The sequence below is a fragment of the Idiomarina fontislapidosi genome, from assembly GCF_003226255.1.
GTDB lineage: Bacteria > Pseudomonadota > Gammaproteobacteria > Enterobacterales > Alteromonadaceae > Idiomarina > Idiomarina fontislapidosi.
The window spans coordinates 83,539-103,058 of record NZ_QJST01000004.1 but is presented as its reverse complement, the minus strand read 5'-3'; the positions used below and the strand labels follow the sequence as shown (position 1 = coordinate 103,058).

Here is a 19,520-nt window from a genome sequence, read left to right as displayed (position 1 = left end):
TGATATGGCGGATAAGATTGAACTCAAAGTCCCCGACGTGGGCGGAGAAGAAGTCGAAGTCATTGAGATCCTCGTCAGCGCAGGCGACACCATCGATAAAGAAGATGGTGTTGTCACAGTCGAGAGTGACAAAGCTTCAATGGATATTCCCGCCTCTGAAGGCGGGAAAATCGTCGAACTAAAAGTTAAAGAAGGCGACACCATTAAAGAAGGTGACGTACTTGCTATTATCGAAGCTGCGGGCGATGACAGCGCGGATGATGATGCCGACGACAATGACGATGCACAATCAGATGACACCTCTGAAGAGGAATCATCGGCTAAAGAATCATCAGACGCATCAGATGATGCTGAAGAAGAACAGCAAGATGAGCAGCAGGCGTCAGCAAGCAGTGGTGGTGAGTCTGAAATCATCGACGTCGAAGTGCCTGATATTGGTGATGAAGAAGATGTCGAGATTATCGAGATCCTCGTCAATAAAGGCGATTCGGTCGAAAAAGAAGATGGTTTGATTACCCTTGAAACCGACAAAGCAACCATGGATGTGCCATGCCCAGAGGATGGCGAAGTCGAAGAGATGCTTGTAAAAGTCGGTGATAAAGTGTCGCAAGGCTCTAAAATTGCGAAGCTAAAAGTAACACGCAGTGGTGGCGGCTCAAGCGCAAGCAAAGACGAATCAAAATCAGCGTCGAAGTCTGACGAGAAGGCTGAGCAGTCGTCTTCGAAAGCCGAGAGCGAAAACAAAGAGTCGGTTAAATCGAACTCTACCCCGACCAGTGAGCGTCAACCACCCGTACCTGATCATCCGACCGAGCGTAAAGATGGTTCGCCCATCCATGCATCGCCAGCGGTGCGCCGTGTCGCACGCGAATTTGGTGTGGATTTATCGCAGGTTAAGGGTACTGGACCTAAGAGCCGAATCTTAAAAGAAGATGTGCAAGAGTACGTTAAGTACGAATTGTCACGTCCGAAAGCGGTAGCGGGTCAAACTTCGCAAGGTGGCGGCGGTCTGCAAGTGATCGACGGACCTAAAGTCGACTTCAGTAAGTTTGGTGAAGTGGAAGAAGTTCAGTTGTCACGCATCCAGCGTAAGTCAGGTCCAAACCTGCATCGCAACTGGGTCACTATTCCACACGTCACGCAGTTTGATGAAGCGGACATTACTGAGCTTGAGCGTTTCCGTAAGTCAGAAAACGAAGTAGCGAAGAAGCAAGACCTTGGCTTTAAGATCACACCATTGGTGTTCATCATGAAAGCCTGCGCCAAAGCCCTTCGTGAATTCCCGAACTTCAACTCGTCGTTGTCAGAGTCGGGTGAAGCGTTGATCATGAAGAAATATGTGCACATTGGTATCGCGGTGGACACGCCGAACGGTCTAGTCGTGCCAGTGATTCGTGATGTCGATAAGAAAGGTATCTACGAGCTTTCAGAAGAGCTGGTTGACGTCAGTGCACGTGCACGCGACGGCAAGCTAAAAGCGGCTGACATGCAAGGTGGGTGTTTCTCAATCTCAAGCTTAGGTGGTATCGGTGGTACAGCGTTCACACCTATCGTTAACGCACCAGAGGTCGCTATCTTAGGCGTATCGCGTAACGAGATGAAGCCGAAGTGGAACGGTAGTGAGTTTGAACCTAAACTCATGTTGCCATTGTGCCTGTCATACGATCACCGTGTGATCGATGGTGCAGACGCAGCACGTTTCACAGCGTATGTGAGTCAAGTATTGGGTGATATTCGTAAATTGGTGCTTTAAGCACCAATTTTACCGAGAAATACGATCTAAATGGCGTTACAATAACCGCACATTTAGCGTTGACGGACCTCGGTGGGTAGCTCAACCTGCCGTGAATAACAAGGGGTTATCATGAGCGACAAAATTAAAGCACAGGTAGTAGTGTTAGGTTCTGGCCCAGGTGGCTATTCAGCGGCATTCCGTGCAGCTGACCTTGGTTTAGAAACGGTTCTAGTTGAACGTTACAGCACCTTAGGTGGTGTATGTTTGAACGTTGGCTGTATCCCTTCAAAGGCGTTGTTGCACTTAGCAAAACACATTGAAGATGCAAAAGTGTTAGCGAACGAAGGCGTCGAGTTTGGCGAGCCTAAGATCGATTTAGACAAAATCCGCAAACACAAAGAGAAAGTGGTTGGTCAATTGACTGGCGGTTTGGGTCAAATGTCTAAAATGCGTAAAGTGAAAGTCGTAAACGGTTACGGTAAATTCACTAGCAGCAACACCTTGAACGTAGAAGGTGAAGACGGCAATACCGAGATTGAGTTTGACAACGCAATCATCGCAGCCGGTTCACAGCCAATCAAATTGCCATTCATCCCGCATGATGATGAGCGTATTTGGGACTCTACTGATGCACTTGAGTTGAAAGAAATCCCTGAAAAAATGCTGCTTCTAGGTGGTGGTATCATCGCCTTAGAAATGGGTCAGGTGTACAGCTCGCTAGGTTCTAAAGTTGATGTTGTTGAAATGACGGACCAATTGGTACCGCCTGCTGATGCAGACATCATGAAGAGCTTCAACAAGCAAGTTAAAGGACGTTTTGAAAACGTCATGCTAAGCACTAAAGCGACTAAAGTTGAAGCGAAGAAAGACGGTATCTACGTGACCTTTGAAGGCAAAGGTGCACCTGAGAAACCAGTTAAATATGACGTGGTCTTAACTGCGGTTGGCCGTGCGCCAAACGGCAAGAAGATCGACGCTGATAAAGCAGGCGTTAAGGTAACTGAGCAAGGCTTTATCGAAGTTGATAGCCAAATGCGTACAAACGTTGACAACATTTTCGCGATCGGCGACATCGTTGGTCAACCGATGTTGGCGCACAAAGCGGTTCACGAATCGCACGTAGCGGCCGAAGTGATCGCAGGCAAGAAACACTTCTTCGAACCGAAAGTCATTCCTTCTATCATGTATACCGATCCAGAAGTTGCTTGGGCGGGTGTTACCGAGAAAGAAGCGAAAGAAAAAGGTATCGAGTATGACGCCGTGACCTTCCCATGGTCTGCATCAGGCCGTGCTATCGCATCGAACGCACAGCAGGGTATGACTAAGCTTATCTTTGATAAGAACAACCGTATCATCGGTGGTGCAATGTGTGGTTCTAACGCAGGTGAGTTGCTAGGTGAAGTTTGCTTGGCAATCGAAATGGGTTGTGATGCAGAAGATATCGCATTAACCGTTCACGCTCACCCAACCTTGCATGAATCAGTCGGCTTAGCTGCTGAAATTCAAGAAGGTTCAATCACTGATATGCCTAACCCGAAAGCGAAAAAGAAAAAGTAATTTTTCGTTTACGGTAAATTATCAGCAAAACGGCAACATTCATCGCGAATGTTGCCGTTTTTCTTTACTTGTCGCCTAACTTTGCGCTAATTTGTTCGAACTTGTACATATGAGTCGACAAAAACTAAATAACAGGTGACAACCAATGATTAAATTAACCACCGTTGCTCTCAGTGTCTCTATGGCACTTGCGCTAGGCGCGTGTTCGCCACAACAAGAAGCGCAAACAGAACAGTCTAGTCAGGAAAAGCCAACGGCAGAAAAACAACAACAGCTCACTTCAGGCGTTTTCCTTGAAAACTTCGATAAAAGTGCAAGTCCACAGGATGACTTGAATCAGTACGTGAATGGCGCTTGGATGGAAAAAACCGAGATTCCAGACGACCGCTCTTCGATTGGTGCGTTCTACGATTTGCGCGAACAGAACCAAGAACGTTTGCACAAAATCATCGAAAAATCAGCGAACATGAATGCCGAAGCGGGCACCAACGAGCGTAAAGTCGGCGACTTCTTTAATGCGTATATGGACACCGAAACGCTCAACGAACTCGGCGCAAAACCGATTCAATCAGACCTCGAAGCCATCGCAGCGATCGATAGCTATGAGTCTGTTGCGGAATACTTCGCACAGATGAGCCGCATGAGCACATCGATTCCGTTCGGCTTTTATGTTTACCCGGATGCAAAAGATCCGCAAACCAACGCCATGTACGTATCGCAAAGCGGCTTAGGTTTACCTGACCGTGAATACTACTTAAGCGATGAAGACAAATTTAAAGAATTCCGTACCGCTTACGTTGAGTACATCACGGATGTGATGGACATGGCCGGTGTTGAAAACGCAGAAGCAGCCGCCGAACGTGTACTTGAGCTGGAAACTAAACTGGCTGAAGCACAGTGGACGCGTGTTGAGAGTCGCAACGCTGATAAGACCTATAACAAGATGACTGCCGGTGAAGTTGACGAGTTGCTCGGTGGCTTCGACTTCGCACGTTACCTTGAAGCGGCGAGCTTAGGTGATGTTGAGAACATGGTGATCCGTCAGCCATCATACTTTGAGAAACTCGGTGAAATGTTTACCGATGTTGATTTACAAACGTGGAAAGATTACCTGTCGTTTAAAGTAGTGAATGATGCGGCATCTATCTTAAGTGAAGGTTTCGCTGACCGTCGTTTTGCGTTTTATGGAACGACATTACGCGGTATTCCTGAGCAAGAGCCGCGTTGGAAGCGTGGTGTTGACGCAACGAACAGTGTGTTAGGTGAAGTATTAGGTCAAGTGTATGTGAAGGAATACTTCCCACCTGAAGCGAAAGAAAAAATGGAAGGTTTGATTGAGAACCTGCGCGCAGCGTATGCAGATTCAATCAAAAACTTGGATTGGATGACCGACGAAACGAAAGAAAAAGCGTTGGAAAAACTCGCCAAGTTCGATCCAAAAGTGGGTTACCCAAATGAATGGCGCGACTATTCAGACCTAGACATTTCTTCGACTGACTTGGTAGGTAACTATAAAGCGTATGCTGAGTTTAACTACAACGAAGAAATCGCAAAAATTGGCGGTCCAGTCGACGAAGAAGACTGGGGCATGACACCGCAAACGGTCAACGCTTACTACAGCCCTGTACGTAACGAGATTGTTTTCCCAGCGGGTATTCTGCAACCTCCATTCTTTGATATGGACGCCGAGATGGCAGTGAACTACGGTGGCATCGGTGCTGTTATCGGTCACGAGATGGGACACGGATTTGATGACCAAGGTTCTAAATACGACGGCGACGGTAACCTCAATAGCTGGTGGACTGATGCCGACCGTGAAGCCTTTGATAAGCGTGGTAAAGCATTGTCTGCACAATACAGCGCTTACGAGCCTATCGAGGGAATCAATATCAATGGTGACCTAACGTTAGGTGAGAACATTGGTGACCTTGCCGGTTTAACCATCGCCTATGAAGCTTACATGAAGTCATTAGACGGCGAACAAGCGCCTGTTATGGATGGTTTTACAGGTCCACAGCGTGTATTCATTGGTTGGGCACAAGTATGGCGTGGTAAGTATCGTGAAGACGCGATTCGTCAGCAAGTATTGAGTGACCCACACTCGCCTGCGGAATACCGTGTTAATGGCACCGTCGTGAACGTGCCTGCATTCTACGAAGCGTTCGACGTGAAGCCAGAAGATGAGCTTTATGTGGCGCCGGAGAATCGTGTTACCATTTGGTAAGCGATAAAAGAAGGAAGTCATCGACCTAATGCGAACACTTGTCTTAATCATATGTATGGCACTGACACTGGTGAGTGGGGTTTTACCCTCCACTCACGCTCAGGCTATGCCTATGACGACGATGAGTGAGCATCATTGTTGTGACTCGAGTGACGCTCAGCCAATGGCCGAGCGTCACACATCTACTTCTTCATGTGAACACGATAGTCATGCGTGTGATAATTGCGCCCAACATTGTTTCGCACATGCGGGACTCATTTCTATTTCTCCCTCGATTCAATTAAATGTACAACAAGGTGCGTTTGTCGTGCCTACATCCCACTTGCTTGAATCTTTTGAAGGTATCCTGCGCCCACCTAAGGCTTAACCAACAAACTTTATTTACTGTTGGTTTTATTAATTTAGGTGAACGTCATGAAAGCGCGTATTTTCTGGATCCTACTGATCCTTGCAACTCCATTTGTATCGGCACAAGAGCCAGTCTATGTATGTCCAATGCATAGCGAAGTCACGCAGCACGAGCCCGGTCAGTGCCCTATTTGCGGTATGGATTTGGTGTTGAAGTCCAGCCGAGAAAACAACGGCGAACACGCATCGCAGCATGATGAGATGGGCCATGTTCAACACAGTCCCGTAACAACCCCGTTGTTTGAAGTCGACGAGCAGCAGCAACGTGCGCTAGGGGTCGCCACTTCAACGGCGACCCGACGGGCTTTGCAGCCTAACTTGAGCGTGCAAGGACAAGTGCGCTGGGCCGAAAACGAGCAACTTCATATTCATCCTCGTGCAAAGGGTTGGATCGAGCAGCTCTATGTCGATGTTGAAGGTGCGTACGTTAAAAAGGGCGAGCCACTGTATCAAATTTATGCGCCCGATTTGGTCGTGGCACAGGATGATTATCTGCAGCTACTTAACTCACTGCAACAAGTTGGTGACGAACAAAAGCAGGCAAACTTTAAACAGCGCGGGCGCACACGGCTTAAGCTATTAGGCATGACCGATGAGCAAATTATGCGTTTAGAGCGCACTCAGGAGACCCGCTATACGGTTGACTATTTTGCGCCTCAAGCGGGTTATGTCACGGCACTCAATATCAAAGAAGGCATGTACATCATGCCCGAGCAGTCGGTGATGACCCTCAGTGGCGAACAGGCACTATGGCTCATGCTTGATATTCCACCACGGTACGCTGATCAGGTTAAAGTCGGGCAGATGGTGCATATTTCCTCGCATGCTGTTCAGGGTCATTGGATGGGAAAGATCGCTTACATTTATCCGGATCTGGACCCCGTTACACAGACTTTAACGGCGCGAGTTCCGTTGCAAGCGGATAGTGATACTCTCGCAGTCGGCAGCTGGCTCAATGCCCATATCGAGTTGCCCCAGCTTGAAGCAACGATTGTTATCCCAGTCTCTAGTCTCATCCAAGTAGGTGAACAAAATCGCGTTGTGGTTAAAACAAGCGCGAATGAGTTTAGCGTCAGGGCGGTGACGACCGGCTCCGTGGTCGGTGATCACATTCAAATCCTCAGTGGCTTAACGGCGGGTGATGAGGTCGTCACTAACGGTCAGTTTATGCTCGATTCTGAAGCTTCATTGCAGGGGTTACTGCCGGAATCGTCTTCAACAAGACCGATGATGCAGCACCAGCATGGAGGCATGCATGATTAATCGACTGATAGCACTGAGTCTAAAAAATCGCTGGCTTGTACTCTTGCTAGCGGTTGCGGTGACGTTGGTGTGCATACGCTCCCTTAAAGACACCCAGTTGGACGCGATTCCCGATTTATCTGATGTGCAAGTCGTGGTTAAAACCAGTTATCCAGGTCAAGCACCTGCGGTGGTCGAAGAGCAAGTCACCTATCCGTTATCGAGCACATTACTAGCGGTACCCAACACGCAATCGGTACGAGGGTTTTCATTTTTCGGCGACTCCTATGTCTACATTGTCTTTGAGGAAGGCACCGATCCCTACTGGGCGCGGAGCCGCGTGCTCGAATACTTGAATCAGGCACAGTCACAATTGCCCGATAATGTGCAACCGACACTCGGCCCTGATGCCTCGGGCGTGGGTTGGATCTATCAATATGCGCTGGTGGATCGGTCTGGCACGAGAAACTTAGGTGAGTTAACGCGCTTGCAAAACTGGTATTTAAAGCAAGGTTTGCAAAGTGTTAAAGGTGTTGCCGAAGTGGCGCGGGTCGGTGGCATGGTCGAAACGTATCAGGTGGTAGTAGAACCTAGCCAATTGCAACGCTACCAAGTGACATTAAGTGACGTCACTGCTGCGATACAAAAGGCGAATGCCGAGGTCGGCGGCTCCGTAGTGGAAATGGCCGAAGCGGAATATATGGTCAGAGGCTTAGGCTACTTGCAGTCCATTGATGACTTTAAAAGACTCCCGATTGGCGGTCTGTCGGCGAACGATAGCGTGGTGACCTTGGGCGATGTGGCACACATTCGCATCGGCCCAGAGTTACGTCGAGGTGTTGCTGACCTCGACGGGCAGGGCGAAGTCGTCGGTGGCATCATCGTGATGCGCTATGATAGTAACGCACTCGAAACAATCAATGCGGTCAAGGGTAAACTCAACGAATTGGTTCAGGGCTTACCTGACGGTGTTGAAGTGGTGACCACCTATGACCGCTCAGAGCTGATTAACGCATCGGTTGATAATTTAAGCAGTAAGCTGATTGAAGAAATGGCGTTCGTCGCTGCTATTTGCTTTATCTTTTTGTTGCACGCACGCTCCACGTTGGTTGCCGTGATTAGCTTACCGTTGTCAGTCTTGATCGCTTTATGGATTATGAATCTCATGGGCATCACGGCAAATATCATGAGTTTAGGTGGTATCGCTATCGCGATTGGAGCGTTGGTGGATGCAGCGATCGTGATGATTGAGAACGCGCATAAGCATTTACAAGTGTTTGAACAAGCCCATGAGCGTCAACCCCAAGGGCGTGAGCGTAACCCAGTCATTCTGAATGCCTGCACTGAAGTCGGCGGATCGTTATTCTTTTCATTGCTCATCATTACTGTCAGTTTTCTGCCAATTTTTGTTCTACAAGGTCAACAAGGACGGCTATTTGAACCGTTGGCGTATACTAAAACACTGGCCATGGCGTGCGCAGCACTGCTCTCGATTACCTTAATTCCGGTGCTCATCAGCCTATTGATTCGCGGCAAAATCCCCACAGAAGAGAGCAATCCATTGACCCGCGCGTTGGTTTGGGTGTATCGCCCGGCACTTAATGCAGCGTTGCAATGGCCCAAGCTCACCATCGTATTGGCGATTGTCATTACCGCGAGTGCGGCATACCCTTGGCAAAAGTTGGGATATGAATTAATGCCGCCTCTGTATGAGGGCGACTTAATGTATATGCCAACGACCTTACCCGGGATTAGTGTTGAGGAGGCGTCGCAGCTCTTGCAGCAAACCGATAAGTTGATAGCGCAACACCCTCAAGTACAGCGTGTCTTTGGTAAAGTTGGACGCGCTGATACCGCGACGGACCCTGCGCCGCTGACCATGATAGAAACCAGTATTACCCTGACACCTGAATCGACTTGGCCAGATGGCAAAACCATCGAGGATATAAAAGCGGAGTTAGACCAACACGTGCAAATGCCGGGACTGACGAATGCATGGGTGATGCCCATTCGAACACGTATTGAAATGCTGGCAACCGGCGTCAAAACGCCGCTTGCGATAAAAGTCAGTGGTCCGGAGCCTGAACAAATACAAGCGCTTGCGACGCAGATTGAGGATCAACTTAAAGCCAGTGCAGCAACGGCTTCAGTGATCGCTGAACGAGCTCAGTCAGGGCGATATATTGAGATAACACCTAAGTTGAATGAGGCTGCGCGATATGGCGTTTCACAGGCGGAAATTCAACAGCTCATCAGTCAGGCAATTGGTGGACAACAGGTCGCTATCTCAATTCAAGGCGAGCAGCGTTTTCCGATTAATGTACGTTATCCACGGGCACTCCGCGACCACGTCGACAAGCTTAAACAGCTGAGTGTCTATAGTGAGTCGGGTCGTTGGCTCGTACTCAGTGATGTTGCGGAGATTAAGATCACTGAGGGACCGGCAGTGCTTAAAAGTGAAGATGCGCGCTTAAGTAGTTGGATTTATATTGAGCCGACATCGGGCACGACGACATCCGAGTTGATTCGCCAATTAACGCCCAAGTTGCAGGCGCTCGAACTCGCGCAAGGTTACAGTTGGAGTTGGACTGGGCAATACAAAGCGATGCAGCAAGTAGAGCGCGACCTGCAACTCATTATTCCGGTCACCTTAGTGATCATTCTATGTTTGCTGTATGCCGCTTTTAACTCATTTGCTCAGTCTTTAGTGGTACTGGCAACCTTGCCTTTAGCGCTTGCGGGTAGCCTTTGGTTTATTTTCTTAATGGATTACCAACTTTCCCTTGCGGTGGTTGTCGGTATGATTGCTTTGGCGGGCGTTGCCGCTGAGTTTGGGGTTGTCATGCTGCTGTACCTTAATCAAGCATGGAAGACCCGAAACGCCGACGTGACGCAGTTGATGTCAGCAATTGAGGAAGGTGCATTAAAGCGAGTGAGACCTAAAGCTATGACCGTATCGACTATTATCGTTGGACTGTTACCGATTATGTTAGGTGCTGGTATTGGGAACGACGTCATGCAGCGAATTGCGGCACCGATGGTCGGCGGTATGGTATTAGCACCTTTGGTTTCAATGCTCCTGATCCCGGTTGTATTTATGTTGTTAAATCGACGTCAAAAATGATGTTTATACTAGGCTACGGCGCCTGTCTGCCGTAGCCTTAACATTATTTTTACAAAATAATTTATTATTATTCAACAATTTAGTACTAGATTAGCAAAAAGTTTATTAATCGATCTGGCGAATATAAAAAGGCTCTTCTAGAATACAACTCAACTTGAGGACACCACGGTGAAATCAAGTCAGCCAAACCCATCGCGAGGTGGGGACGGAAAGCTTCGGGTCTTCTAAAAATAACAAGCGAAGATAGCCGGGTTGCAGCTAAATAATTAACTTTGTTTAACTGCCAAACTCATTGCGAAATGAGGACGGAAAGCCACGGGTCTCAGAGTTTACTGAGTTGTATCTTAGATAGCCGGGTTGCGAAAATTAGGATTTCGCAAAATGAAAACTTCAGTAAAAACCTTATTAGTTGCTAGTTTATTCACTACCACCGCAGCAGTCGCTGAGCAAATGGATCTAAGCAATACCGATACCACTTCTTTTACTGTCAACGGTACAGTAGAAAAAGTATGTAAAGTAGACAACAGCAGCGGCCCATCAAAAACTATCGCACTTGACGGCATCGCTACAGCTGGCTTCGGCGTAGGTTTCTGGTGTAACACGTCTGCAATGCCTACCATCACTTACAGCTCACAAAACGGTGGTGTGTTAGCACTAAACAACGATCCACAAGCGGGTTTCATTCCTTACACTATGGATCATGGTTCAGCAGTAGGCGTTTCTTTGACCTCTCCTTATTCAATGGCTGGTAACGGTAACATGGTGGGTAACAACACCAATGGCGACCTACATCGCCGCACATTGAAAGTCTCTCCAGCACCAACAGGTTATGAGCGTGCAGGTGATTACAGCGATACTATCACTGTAACTGTTACACCTAACTAATTGAGTTTTTCACTTTAAGCCATCGCCTTCGGGCGGTGGCTTAACTTTCCCGAATAACCTCAAGAGTTCAGCCATGTTAAAGAAAACGATGTTGTGGCTGCTAGTACTCGTTGCTGTGCTGGTAGATGCCTACGAAGTGGAACCGATGATCGCTGAAATTCAGGCGACTAGCGGTAATAACCGTGTGACGTATCGTGTCGCAAATCCAAGTGAAACAACCTTACCACTCGAAGTTGAAGTCTATAAACGTAGCTTCGATGATAATCAAGTTGAGCAACTTATCGAAACGGACGATATTATTGTGTTACCCCCTCAAGTCGAGGTTGCAGCGCAATCCTATCAGGTGTTCCGTGCCCAATTCATTGGTGACCCCCGCTTAGCAGAGACACAGTCGTATCGAATCGTGTTCAAGCAATTGCCTCTTAAAAATGAGCCCGACGGTGAGCCTGAAATCAGTATGGTGTTTAATTTTGCCACCTTGTTATTTGTTAATCCGCAACAAGGTATTGAAGATTTGCAACAACAGTTAGCGTGCAGTAATCCGGCTGATGGTTGTGAGTTAGTGCTTACCAACAATGGAAACCAAGTGGTCAACCTCAACGGCAGTCAACTTATCATTAATACAGATGGTGAACAGACTGTAGATTGGGCATTGTATCGTGAATTATTGCCGGTTTCCTATTTGATGCCCTCGCATACCATCCGTTTAGCGTTGGCGTCGCTTTCTGAGCAAGGACGAGTTCAAGATGCGCGCATTGAATTGGCTGATGATCGTTAGTGCATCGGCTTCGGCTTTTGTGCTACCTGCTCACTCGCAAAACTACTCTATCGATCTGCCAGTTACTTATAATGAGCGCGACATTAAAGATATCGCTGCAACGATTCAAGCGGGTCAAGTCGTTGCTGTAGTGAAACAGTCATTGCTCAATTCAATGGGGCGTATACTAAACGATGAAACCATTCAATGGGTGGAGTCTTATGCCGACCCGCAAATACCCATTTCGGCGCTTCAAGACCGTGGTATTTTCATCGATTTTATCCCCCAAAATATGAGCTTAACCGCTCGTTTAGCGGCCAGTGCACTGCGTCCGACCGAGCTCAATTACGGAGCGGGAGACTATGTGGTGACACCTGACGAAACCGCCCGTTTTGCGAGTTTAAACCGCTTTAATCTATTAACCGAAACCATCGACTCCGAGACACGTTACGCGATGGAGTGGCTCGGTTCAGCGAACGTGGGCGGATATGATGGTATCAATGCCCGCTGGTCTGCCTTTGCTGACCGCAGCAATGAGGGTGTAAATGAGTTCTACCGTGGTGAAATTACGCTGTTCCACGATAATCCGACGCGCCCTTTGCGCTATGAATTGGGTGACTTAACCACCTTTACCAGTGGTCATGTGAGTGGATTGAACATGGGCGGTATAGGCATCTCTCGGTCATTTAGAGAGCTTCAGCCGCGCCGTGAAATTAGTCCAGGCAACAGCCAACAATTTTATTTGCCCTCAAGTGCTGACGTAGAGATTCAAGTGAACGGTTTCACCGTGTTGCGGCAGCAATTTAATCCGGGTCGCTACGAGCTGAATGATTTACCGTTTACTGCCGGCGCTAATGAGGTGTTAGTGGTTGCTACCTTTGAAGATGGCACTACACAAACCTTCCGTTTTGACAACTTTTACAGTGGTGCGTTGCTCCGCAAAGGTTTATCTGACTTTTCTATGCAGCTCGGTTATGCCTCCGAATTTGAGGAGTTCTCATACAACTATGCTGAAGAACTGACGTTTTCGGGGTATTACGATTATGGGTTCTCGGACAGTTTTACCGCGGGCGTGAATCTTGAGTTAAGCAGTCTTGGGCATATTGTCGGAACGACAGTCTCGTACGGGTTTGATATTGGCGTTATCACCTTACGTGGCTCACAATCAAAGCTCGATGAACTCAGTGGCCACGCAACCTCGGTCGATGTTGGATTTTCGGTTTGGGGCAGTGGCTACAATAGCTCGCCCAATCTGCGGTTTAGTTTTGAAAAACGTGTTGAGTTTGCACCCACGGTAGCGACTCAGCCTTTAACGTTATTCGACGATCGGCGGATAACTGCTGATTACAGCTACTTCTTTAATGACGAAATTGATTTGACCGCGAGTGTTTCACGGTACGAGGCGGTCGACGGAACTACCATTAATACCGATTCACTGCGATTGAGTTGGCGGAGTCGCGGCTGGCTGGTCAGTGCCGAATATTACCGCAGTAACTTTGTCGACCCGCTGACCCAGCAACAAGATGGCGTGTTCTTAAGTGTGTCGTGGAATAGCTATAACTCGAGAAGTCAGTTACGTACGCGTGTGGAATATGACGACCGTCGTGAGCAAGCACAAGCCAGTTTCGGTCGTATTAACCGAAACCGCGTGGGCAACTATGGCTACGAGATTTATGGTATCGATAATCCTCAGTTGCGGGATATTCGTGCCAGTGGCAGCTATACCGGTAACCGTATGCGTGGCGAAGTGACTGCTTCCAAACTTGAGCTCGAATCTGGTGCTCAATTTGATATCTACCGCACCGCTTTAAGCACGACTTTTGGCTTTGCGGATGCTTCGGTTGGCATGTCCAGTATCGTTGATGCGCCGTTTGCCTTGATTAAGAAACACCAAACGTTGGCGGATAGTCGTGTTGAGATTAACCCAGATTACTTGGGTGAAATTGAAGCACGGGCGGGTGAGACTCTAGCGGGGCTCGTGACACTCGGTGCGCCATTCAGTGAAACCAGCGTTATCGTGAATGTGCCCGATGCACCGTTAGGATATAACTGGGGTCCCGGCTTATATGATTCCAGCGGTGGTAGTGTCACCGGACGCGTAATTACCGTAGGCTCGGATGCGGCTTATCTGGTGTTAGGCTATATTCAAGATGAAGCAGGACAACCACTGAGCTTGGAGCGCGGGGAACTGGTTGGAAACGGATTGGTGTTGGAAGTGTTCACCAATCGTAGGGGCCGTTTTGCGGTCGAGGGCATTGCGCCAGGTACTTACAAGTTAGTGATAGGTAAGTATCAAGCAAAAGTGAACTTTAAAGCAGCGGAAGAAAATTTAATTGATGCGGGAATTATTACCGTAAGCGAGGTGCAACCATGATCAGGTTCATAATCGTGCTTATTTTTCTGGGTCCAGCGTTGGCACACGCTGATGGTCGTTACCCACACCAATGCACCGGTGATTTCGATGTTCAGATCAATCAGTACAACTCGGTGCGTTTTGATGATGAAATTTTGTTGCCTATAAAAGTACAAGCTTTTAGAGAGGGGCGGCCATGTATTGATAGTTTAATTTTTAGTGCGGTCGATAACGGGCCGTTTAAATTAATAGGCGAGGGGGGTGCACAATTGGATGCGACCTTGCTCAACACCAATCGTAAACCGCTCCCCGTGCGGACTGTGGACGGACGGCGCTCTTGGGTTGTTGACTACAATGGACATCAGCACCTGAATTTGTGGCTACGTATTGATGCTCACCGCGTAATTACTGCAGGTGCATACTCGGCAGCTCTGGTCATTCAATCAAAAGACGGACGGCTGACTTTAGTTGATAAAGTGGTTGATTTAGGGTTTTATATGCCAGCGATTGTTAGCCTCCAGGTGGCGCGGTCACATAGCGATTCGGTAACCGGACATGGCGGTCATTATCAAGTGGACTTGGGAAGCCTTAATGATGGTGCGCGCGCTGAATGGCGCTTAAAGGTATTCAGTAACAGTCTTTATGATGTGTCCATTTATTCTGAAGATCGCGCGCTGGTGCATGAGCAAGATACGGGCAGCCGCATTCCATACGAGATCCTCTTTGATGGGAGTCGGTTTCCGGCTAGCGCGACCTATCAGCGCAGCTATCAGCAAAGTTATTCGGGCAAGCGACGCTTCAATATGGGTGTTGAGGTCGAGGGCGTGAAATACCAGCGTGCAGGACGCTATCAAGACACCGTGTATGTAACCGTAACAGCAAGGTAACGTTATTTTGAGTATGCAGAAGTCGAACACAGGTTTTACCCTGATTGAATTAATTATCGTGATTGTCGTGTTGGGTGTGCTGGCGGTGACAGCGGCGCCGAAGTTTTTTGACTTCGGCACAGCTGCACGTACCAATGCGGTTAAATCAATGTCAGGCACCTTAACCGAGGCATCGAAACATGTTGATGCGGCGATGCAATTACCCAACCGCGTGATATACGTGAATGGCACACCGTGGTTGGACGTCAACGGTGATGGCATTATCGAAGCGGATACGGTCTCAGATCAACAGAATCCACGCAACAATACCAGCCGCGATATCAAGCTGATTAAGAATGTTTCCGGCCAATTAGGACCTGATAATTTTGAGGTGGGGAAAATGGTCGCTTTCTCTGAAGATGTGATCATCGAAGTCGGCGAGCGTCACCAAACCTATATTGGGTTTGACCGCAACGATGATGGCGAGATCGCCGATGACAATTGTCGCGTCTATTATACTCAGCCTCAAGGAACCCGAGGCACTTTTGTCGCGCACAAAACAGACGGTTGCTAGTAAGGCAATAAAAAAGCCCCACAGCATTGCTGCGGGGCTTTTATTTTTACCTAATTCAGTGGCTGAAATTAGGCAACGTTGATGGTTGGGATGATGTTTTCCTTCGCCGCTTTTTCAGCGTCACGGAATGCATCCATCTGATCAAAGTTGAGATACTTATACACTTCACCAGCCATCGCGTTGATGTCTTGTGCGTACTCAAGGTACTCTTCTGGCGTTGGTAAGCGACCAACAATTGCACCCACTGCAGCTAATTCGGCTGACGTTAAGTACACGTTCGCGCCATCACCTAAACGGTTCGGGAAGTTACGTGTCGAAGTCGACAATACGGTTGAGTTGGGCTCAACACGTGCTTGGTTACCCATACACAGTGAACAGCCTGGCATCTCTGTACGCACACCGTTGCGCTCGTAAATGTCGTAGTAACCTTCTGTCTCGAGCTGCGCTTTATCCATCTTCGTTGGTGGCGCAATCCACAGACGCGTGTTCAGCGGATCAGAGTTCTTCTCAAGCAGTTTACCGGCCGCACGGAAGTGACCAATGTTGGTCATGCATGAACCGATGAAGACTTCATCAACTTTATCGCCAGCGACTTCGCTCAAGAACTTAGCGTCATCTGGATCGTTCGGGCAACAAACGATAGGCTCTTTGATTTGGTCAAGGTCGATCTCAATCACTTCAGCGTATTCAGCGTCTTTATCAGCACGCATCAATGAAGGATTCTCGAGCCATTCTTCCATCTTACGCGCACGACGCTCTAGTGTACGTGCATCGCCGTAACCTTCGTTAATCATCCAACGTAACATGGTGATGTTCGAGCGTAAGTACTCAGCAACAGACTCTTCTGAAAGGTTGATCGTACAACCCGCAGCAGAGCGCTCTGCCGATGCATCTGATAATTCAAATGCTTGCTCAACGGTCAGGTGTTCAAGACCTTCGATTTCAAGGATACGACCTGAGAACGCATTTTTCTTGCCACGTTTCTCAACGGTCAGTAGACCTTCTTTAATCGCAAACGCAGGGATGGCGTGAACGAGGTCACGTAACGTGATACCTGGCTGCATTTCACCTTTAAAGCGCACCAACACAGATTCTGGCATATCCAGTGGCATAACGCCTGTTGCTGCAGCAAAAGCGACCAAACCTGAACCCGCAGGGAAAGAAATACCCAGTGGGAAACGGGTGTGCGAGTCGCCGCCGGTACCCACGGTATCTGGCAACAACATACGGTTCAACCAGCTGTGGATAATACCGTCGCCAGGACGTAATGATACGCCACCACGGTTCATGATGAAGTCAGGCAAAGTGTGCTGAGTTTCAACGTCAACCGGTTTTGGATAGGCTGAAGTGTGACAGAACGACTGCATGACTAAATCAGAGTTAAAGCCAAGACATGCTAAATCTTTTAGCTCATCACGGGTCATTGGACCGGTGGTATCCTGAGAACCTACAGTCGCCATTTGTGGCTCACAGTAAGTACCTGGACGAACACCATCCATACCGCATGCTTTACCCACAAGTTTCTGTGCCAGGCTGAAGCCTTTGCCGCTGTCTTCTGGTTGTTCAGGTGTTAAGAATAAATCGCTAGCACCTAAGCCCAACGATTCACGTGCTTTGGCTGTCAAACCACGACCGATGATCAAGTTGATACGACCACCTGCACGAACTTCGTCTAAAATGACGCGTGAAGCGTAATCATATTCAGCGATGATTTCGCCCGCTTCGTTTTTGATTTTGCCTTCGTATGGGAAGATGCTAATGACATCGCCCATGTTCATTTTTTCAACATCGGCTTCAAATACTAACGCGCCGGCATCTTTCATCGTATTGAAGAAGATAGGTGCGACTTTGCCACCAATACAGATACCGCCTGCACGCTTATTTGGCGTACCTGGCATATCTTCACCGATGTTCCAAAGCACAGAGTTAGTCGCCGATTTACGCGAAGAACCGGTACCTACAACGTCACCTACGAACGCAACCGGATGGCCTTTCTTCTTCAGCTCTTCAATCTGCTCGCCCGCGTTGGTGATGCCTTCACGAGGCATTTTGTACATCGCTTTAGCGTGCAGAGGAATATCAGGGCGAGACCATGCATCAGGTGCTGGTGATAAGTCATCGGTGTTAGTTTCGCCGGTGACTTTAAATACTGTTGCCTTAATCTCGTCTGCCATCTTGTCACGGCTCGTGAACCATTCACCTTCAGCCCATGACTCGACGACTTCTTTTGCGAGCTCGTTACCCGCTTTCATTTTCTCTTCAACGTCGTGGAAGGCGTCGAACATCAAGATCGTGTGCTTCAACTCGTCAGCGGCAAGACGACCTAACTCAGCATCATCCAATAACGCAACGAGGGTCTCGATGTTATAGCCACCGTGCATGTTGCCAAGCAACTTAACAGCGTGTTCTTTGCTGATAACAGGGCTTTCAACGTCGCCTTTAACAACCGCGCTCAAGAAGCCTGCTTTGACATAAGCTGCTTCATCGACGCCTGGAGGTACGCGCTCTGAAAGGAGCTCGACTAAAAATGCTTCTTCACCAGCGGGTGGGTTTTTTAGCAGCTCAACTAAATCTGCAACTTGTTCAGCCGTTAATGGCTTTGGAGGGATGCCCTCAGCGGCACGCTCTTCAACGTGCTGACGATATTCTTTTAGCACTCCAGTTACCTCTTGTGTGTTTGCATGATAAATAATGACTTCACTAGTGGCGGGCATTATACGCATTTTCCCGCAAATTCACACGGCAGGCGGCTATAAATCAGACAATGTAGGGTATAAATACTATGAATAACCGAGTCTATTACCCGGTCACTCATCGGTTCGCAAATGCCTGCCAAATCGCTTCGGCGGCAGGACCGGGACTGCGCACTGCCGAACGTATAATGTGCACCTCAAGATTAACCCGATGAACAAAGCCTGGAATCTCAATTTGCACCAACTCGCCACTTGCCAAATAAGGCGCTGCCATATGCAGTGGAATGACGCCCCAGCCCAGACCGGCTAACAGTAGGTCGCGCTGGGTCGCAACATCACTGGTTTGAATGCGGCGTTGACTCGGCAGCTTGAGAATTGACTCGACACTAATACCGACCTCAAGCACTTGTGGAACGAGCATCGGTAAGCCCAGTAACTGCTGCCGATTATCCGGAATACCGCCATGCTCGTCAGCAAGTTGGCGATGCATCACCACCACGAGTTGGAACGGACTAATTCGCAGTGTTTCAAACTCGCCGTACTGGCGAAATAACGGTAGCCAAGGGCAAATCGCCAAATCCGCTTCGGCTTGATTAATGCGCCGTAGCGCACGAAGTTGTGATTCGCCCTCAAAACGCAGTTCGGTGGCAGGAAATTCGCTTTGTACTAAGGTTATGGCATCTAACCAGTAACGCGCGTCGCAGGTGTGATCAAAGCAGAGCGTTAAATGAGGTTCAGCGCCGGTACGTAAACGACTCGATAATGTGTCCAAACGCTCGTGCTGGCGCAATACTTCCTCGGCTTGACGCAAAAATTGTTGTCCGTGGGGCGTCAGTTGCAGGCGGTAGCCATCGCGGTTAAACAATGCGAACCCGGCATCCTGTTCGAGTTTTTTGAGTGCCATGCTAATCGCCGACTGACTGCGGTGAAGCTGCAGCGCACTTTTTTGCAACGATCCAGAGGCGGCCACGCTCGCCATCATTTTAAGGTGTAAGATATTCATAAAAATTGAAGTTGTTTAGAAGGTTTTTTCAATATAACTAAATTTAAGTTAGCGCTAAACTATTCTGTAAGTAAAGCTTTTCCTATTAACCTGCGCTCA

General features: G+C 48.4%; 12 protein-coding genes and 2 riboswitches. Of the genes, 10 read left to right on the top strand and 2 right to left on the bottom strand.

What is annotated here, in order from left to right; translation table 11 throughout:
• The first annotated feature begins 4 nt into the window (after positions 1 to 4).
• From aceF to DFP83_RS13730, 10 genes are all read left to right on the top strand, one after another.
• Positions 5 to 1,753 carry a dihydrolipoyllysine-residue acetyltransferase gene (aceF, locus tag DFP83_RS06165; RefSeq protein WP_110574140.1) on the top strand — a complete coding sequence of 583 codons (1,749 nt, stop codon included), beginning with the start codon at positions 5 to 7 and terminating at the stop codon, positions 1,751 to 1,753.
• 111 nt (positions 1,754 to 1,864) lie between these two features.
• A complete protein-coding gene (gene lpdA / locus DFP83_RS06160; protein ID WP_110574139.1) occupies positions 1,865 to 3,292 on the top strand; it encodes a dihydrolipoyl dehydrogenase in 1,428 nt (475 codons plus the stop codon).
• 145 nt (positions 3,293 to 3,437) lie between these two features.
• Positions 3,438 to 5,516, top strand: coding sequence for a M13 family metallopeptidase (locus DFP83_RS06155; RefSeq protein ID WP_110574138.1), 2,079 nt, complete (start codon positions 3,438 to 3,440; stop codon positions 5,514 to 5,516).
• Between the two features lie 414 nt (positions 5,517 to 5,930).
• The gene (locus tag DFP83_RS06150; RefSeq protein WP_110574137.1) at positions 5,931 to 7,187 is read left to right on the top strand and encodes an efflux RND transporter periplasmic adaptor subunit; all 1,257 of its coding nucleotides are present in this window, start codon (positions 5,931 to 5,933) and stop codon (positions 7,185 to 7,187) included.
• Positions 7,180 to 10,290 (top strand): efflux RND transporter permease subunit, encoded by a 3,111-nt coding sequence (locus DFP83_RS06145; protein ID WP_110574136.1) that lies wholly within the window; start codon positions 7,180 to 7,182, stop codon positions 10,288 to 10,290. Before DFP83_RS06150 ends, DFP83_RS06145 begins: the two co-directional genes overlap by 8 nt.
• A 172-nt stretch (positions 10,291 to 10,462) precedes the next feature.
• A riboswitch (cyclic di-GMP riboswitch) is annotated at positions 10,463 to 10,550 on the top strand.
• 12 nt (positions 10,551 to 10,562) lie between these two features.
• Positions 10,563 to 10,655, top strand: a riboswitch (cyclic di-GMP riboswitch).
• 16 nt (positions 10,656 to 10,671) lie between these two features.
• Positions 10,672 to 11,175, top strand: a complete 504-nt coding sequence (locus DFP83_RS06140; RefSeq protein ID WP_110574135.1) for a hypothetical protein — start codon at positions 10,672 to 10,674, stop codon at positions 11,173 to 11,175.
• 73 nt (positions 11,176 to 11,248) lie between these two features.
• The gene (locus DFP83_RS06135) at positions 11,249 to 11,953 is read left to right on the top strand and encodes a fimbria/pilus periplasmic chaperone (protein WP_110574134.1); all 705 of its coding nucleotides are present in this window, start codon (positions 11,249 to 11,251) and stop codon (positions 11,951 to 11,953) included.
• On the top strand, positions 11,922 to 14,306 hold the full coding sequence (locus DFP83_RS06130; RefSeq protein ID WP_110574133.1) for a fimbria/pilus outer membrane usher protein: 2,385 nt from the start codon (positions 11,922 to 11,924) through the stop codon (positions 14,304 to 14,306). Before DFP83_RS06135 ends, DFP83_RS06130 begins: the two co-directional genes overlap by 32 nt.
• Complete coding sequence (locus DFP83_RS06125) at positions 14,303 to 15,172, top strand: hypothetical protein (RefSeq protein WP_110574132.1); 870 nt, start codon at positions 14,303 to 14,305, stop codon at positions 15,170 to 15,172. Before DFP83_RS06130 ends, DFP83_RS06125 begins: the two co-directional genes overlap by 4 nt.
• 13 nt (positions 15,173 to 15,185) lie before the next feature.
• Complete coding sequence (locus tag DFP83_RS13730; RefSeq protein ID WP_110574131.1) at positions 15,186 to 15,725, top strand: pilus assembly FimT family protein; 540 nt, start codon at positions 15,186 to 15,188, stop codon at positions 15,723 to 15,725.
• Positions 15,726 to 15,793: 68 nt separating this feature from the next.
• On the opposite strand, the gene acnB is transcribed toward DFP83_RS13730, so the two are convergent.
• Positions 15,794 to 18,382, bottom strand: a complete 2,589-nt coding sequence (gene acnB / locus DFP83_RS06115) for a bifunctional aconitate hydratase 2/2-methylisocitrate dehydratase (RefSeq protein ID WP_110574248.1) — start codon at positions 18,380 to 18,382, stop codon at positions 15,794 to 15,796.
• Positions 18,383 to 18,536: 154 nt separating this feature from the next.
• Positions 18,537 to 19,421, bottom strand: a complete 885-nt coding sequence (locus tag DFP83_RS06110; RefSeq protein WP_110574130.1) for a LysR family transcriptional regulator — start codon at positions 19,419 to 19,421, stop codon at positions 18,537 to 18,539.
• Between the last annotated feature and the right edge of the window lie 99 nt (positions 19,422 to 19,520).